The sequence below is a fragment of the Micromonospora sicca genome (genome assembly GCF_003172935.1).
Taxonomy (GTDB): Bacteria; Actinomycetota; Actinomycetes; order Mycobacteriales; family Micromonosporaceae; genus Micromonospora; species Micromonospora sicca.
Map to the genome: position 1 here is coordinate 1 of NZ_QGKS01000414.1, position 3,505 is coordinate 3,505.

Annotated in this window: 3 protein-coding genes; 1 reads left to right on the forward strand and 2 read right to left on the reverse strand. The window is 74.3% G+C overall.

Annotated features, from left to right (window positions below; genetic code table 11):
• Together DKT69_RS32155 and pknB are read right to left on the reverse strand one after the other, a co-directional pair.
• Nucleotides 1-843 (reverse strand): deoxyribonuclease IV (locus DKT69_RS32155; RefSeq protein ID WP_201749966.1); only part of this gene is annotated, 843 nt, incomplete at its 3' end.
• Nucleotides 840-2,825: a Stk1 family PASTA domain-containing Ser/Thr kinase gene (pknB, locus tag DKT69_RS32160; RefSeq protein WP_109805190.1), complete on the reverse strand. Its 1,986-nt coding sequence runs from the start codon at nucleotides 2,823-2,825 to the stop codon at nucleotides 840-842. The genes pknB and DKT69_RS32155, both read right to left, overlap by 4 nt.
• Before the next feature lie 167 nt (nucleotides 2,826-2,992).
• Between pknB and DKT69_RS32165 the strand changes: the two genes are divergently transcribed.
• Complete coding sequence (locus DKT69_RS32165) at nucleotides 2,993-3,382, forward strand: Rv2175c family DNA-binding protein (protein WP_109805191.1); 390 nt, start codon at nucleotides 2,993-2,995, stop codon at nucleotides 3,380-3,382.
• Nucleotides 3,383-3,505 lie beyond the last annotated feature (123 nt).

Genomic DNA, 3,505 nt, shown 5'->3' on the forward strand with positions numbered 1-3,505 from the left:
GAGGGTGGCGATGTCGGCGGCGTGGCCGACGTGCTTCTCCGTGGGGGTCTCCACCACGATCGGCACGCCCGCGGTGGCCGGGTGGCGCATCAGCTCGGCGAACGCCGGCTCGCCGATGGTGCCCTTGCCGATGTTCTCGTGCCGGTCCCGGGTCGAGCCGCAGAGGTCCTTCGAGTCATTGGCGTGCACCAGCCTCAGCCGGCCCGGCCCGACCGTCGCCACCAGGGCGTCCAGCGTCGCCGTCATGCCGCCTTCGGCCGCCAGGTCGTGGCCCGCCGCCCAGGCGTGGCAGGTGTCGAAGCAGACCCCCAGCCCGGGGTGCCGGTCCACCGCGTCCAGGTAGGGGCCGAGCTGTTCCACCCGGGAGGCCAGCGACCGGCCCCCGCCCGCGCTCGGCTCCACCAGCAGCATCGGGCCGTCCGTGGCCGCCGCCTCGTCCAACAGCGGCAGCAGCGCCTCCCGGACCTGCCGCATCGCCGCCTCCGCGTGCCCCGCGTCCACCGCGCTGCCCGCGTGGAAGACCACGCCCCGGGCGCCGATCGCCACGCCCCGGCGCAGCGCGTGCGCCAGGGTCTGCGCCGACCTCTCCACCGTCGCCGGGGTGGGGGAGCCGAGGTTCACCAGCAGCGACGCGTGGATGTACACCGGCACGCCGCGCTCGGCGCAGCCGTCCCGGAACAGCGCGTCCTGGACCGGGTCACCCGCGGGCAGCGCCCAGCCGCGCGAGTTGGAGACGTAGACCTGCACCACCCCGGAGCCGGTCGCCTCGACGTACGGCAGGGCCGCCTTCGCCAGGCCACCCGAGGTGGGGGTGTGCGAGCCGATCGGGCGGTGCGCGTTCACAGGCAGGTGATCGTGACCGGGGTGCCCGGGGGCACCTGCGAATTCTCACCCGGGTTCTGGAAGCGGGCCACCCCGTTCGGGTTGAGTTGGATGTTGGTCGGGAAGCCCTGGCTCTCCAGCACCTGCTTCGCCTGCTGACAGGGCAGGTCGATCACCCGGGGGACGACGACCGCCGGCGGGCCCTTGCTGATCTCCAGCTTGACCTGGGCACCCTTCTCCACACCCGTGCCGTCCGCCGGGCTCTGACCGAGGACCTCGTCCTTCGGCTTGTCCGAGTCCTTGTACGTCTCCACCAGGGTCAACCCGAGCTGCGCCAGCGTCGCCCGGGCCTCGTTGATGTTCTTGCCGACCAGGTTCGGTACCGAAACCGGCGCCCTGCCCTTGCTCAGCACGACGGTCACCTTGCTGCCCGGCTTGACCACCGTGCCCACCTTCGGGTCGGTGGCCACCACCACCCCGGCGGGCAGGCTGTCGTCGTACCGGGCGGCGCCCTTGGCCACCACCAGCTTCGCGTCGGTCAGCTCGGCCTGGGCCAGCTCGAAGTCCTTGCCCACCACGTCGGGCACCGGCAGCCGCTCCGGCCCGAGCGACAAGGTGAGCGTGATCGTGCCGCCCTTGACGATCCGGGCCGCCGAGACCGGGTCCTGGCCCAGCACGCTGTCCTTGGGCGCCTTCTCGTCGTACCGCGGCTCGGCGTAGGCGAGGGTGAAGCCGGCGCGGGCGGCCCGTGCCTCCGCGTCGGCCTTGCTCAGGCTCACCAACTGCGGAGCGACCGTGTACCGCCCCACCCCGAACCACCAGCCGCCGACCGCGGCCACCAGGCCGAGCACCACGGCCGCCGCGGCCACCGCCAGCCGGCCGCGGGGCGAGCCCATCACGCGGGTGCGCAGCCCGCTCAGCCGGGCGCCCAGCTCGGCGCCCTCCGGCGCGGCCCGGCGTCGGTGCGGGCGCTGCCCACCGCCCTCGGGCAGCCGGGCCCAGGCGGGCCGCTCCGCGGGGCGGACGGCGGCCACCGCCATGGTCGGCTGGGACATCGGTGTGGTGCCGTCGCCGAGCTGCCGCAGCACGGTGGTGTGCGAGTTCGCGTTGCCCAGGTCGTCCCGGGCCACCTGCACCTCGGCCAGCAGCGCGCCGGCGTCGGCCGGGCGCGCCCCCGGATCGCGCCGAGTGGCCCGGGCGACCAGGTCGTCGAGCGCCCGGGGCAGCCCGGGTACCAGCGTCGAGGGGGTTGGCACGTCCCGGTCGACGTGCTGCCAGGCCACGTCCACCGGCCGGTCGCCGTCGTACGGGACCCGGCCGGTGAGCATCTCGAACAGCACGATCCCGGCCGAGTAGACGTCGGTGCGGGTGTCCGCCCGACCCTCGGTGACCAGCTCCGGGGCGACGTACGCCACGGTGGCCATCAGCTGGTTGCCGTTGTCCTCCTCGGCGCTCGCCTCGACCGCCCGGGCCAGCCCGAAGTCGGCCACCTTGACGACGCTGTCCACCAGGTTGGCCGGGCCGCCGGTGGGCGCCTCCGCGACCAGGACGTTCTCCGGCTTGACGTCGCGGTGCACCAGGCCGGCCCGGTGGGCGGCGGCGATCGCGGCGAGCATCTGCTCGGCGATCGCGAGCGCCTCGTCCGGGTTGAGCCGGCGCCGCTCGGCGAGGACGTCGCGCAGGGTGCGCCCGCGGACGTACTCCATGACCAGGTAGGGGAGGCCGCCGTGGGTGCCCTGGTCGTAGACCGCGACCACGTTCGGGTGGGTCAACCGGGCGATGGTCTTCGCCTCGTCGGTGAACCGTGCCACGAAGCCCGCCATCCGGGCCCGCGCCTCGGGGGCCTGGGTCGGATGAATGATCTTGACCGCCACGGTGCGCTCGAGGCGCTCGTCGGTGGCGGTGTACACGGTCGCCATGCCACCACGGGCCACGCGACCGCGAATGCGGTAGCGCCCGTCGATCAGCGAGCCCAGCAACGTGTCGGCGACCTGTGTGTCCATCGGCAGGCAGTCTATGTGTCGGGAGGGTGAAGGTTGAACAGGATGCTACAGCCGGGTTCCGACCTGCCCTGTCCCGCCGCGCTCGCCCCGCCCGCCGGACGCCTGGCCGCCGCGTCGACGGGGGTGCCGTTGCCCGGTCCGTACCGGGCACGTGGCAGGGTGGTCGGGTGACCGATTCCGTACCCGCCGACCAGGCCGCCACCGGCGCGGACCTGCCCGGACCGACCGACCCGGCCGCCTGGCTGACCCTGCCGGACGTCGCCGAACGGCTCGACCTGTCGATCAGCAAGGTCCACCAGATGATCCGGGACCGCGAGCTGCTCACGGTGCGCCGCGACGGGGTCCGCCGGATCCCCGCCGACCTGGTGGCCAACCGCACCGTGCTCAAGCACCTGCCCGGCGTGCTCAACCTGCTCGCCGACGCCGGCTACGACGACGAGGCGGCGCTGCGCTGGCTCTACGAGGAGGACCCCAGCCTCCCGGGCACCCCGGCCGTCGCCCTCGGCGGCGACCTGGCCCGCGAGGTCAAGCGCCGCGCCCAAGCCCTCGGCTTCTGACCCACCCCGGCCCGCGTCGGCCCGCGTCCCGGCCCGCGTCCCGGCCGGTTGATCATGAAGTTGCCGGCGACACCGTGTCGTGACAGCAACTTCATGATCACCGCGGGCGGCGTGGGCCGGGGG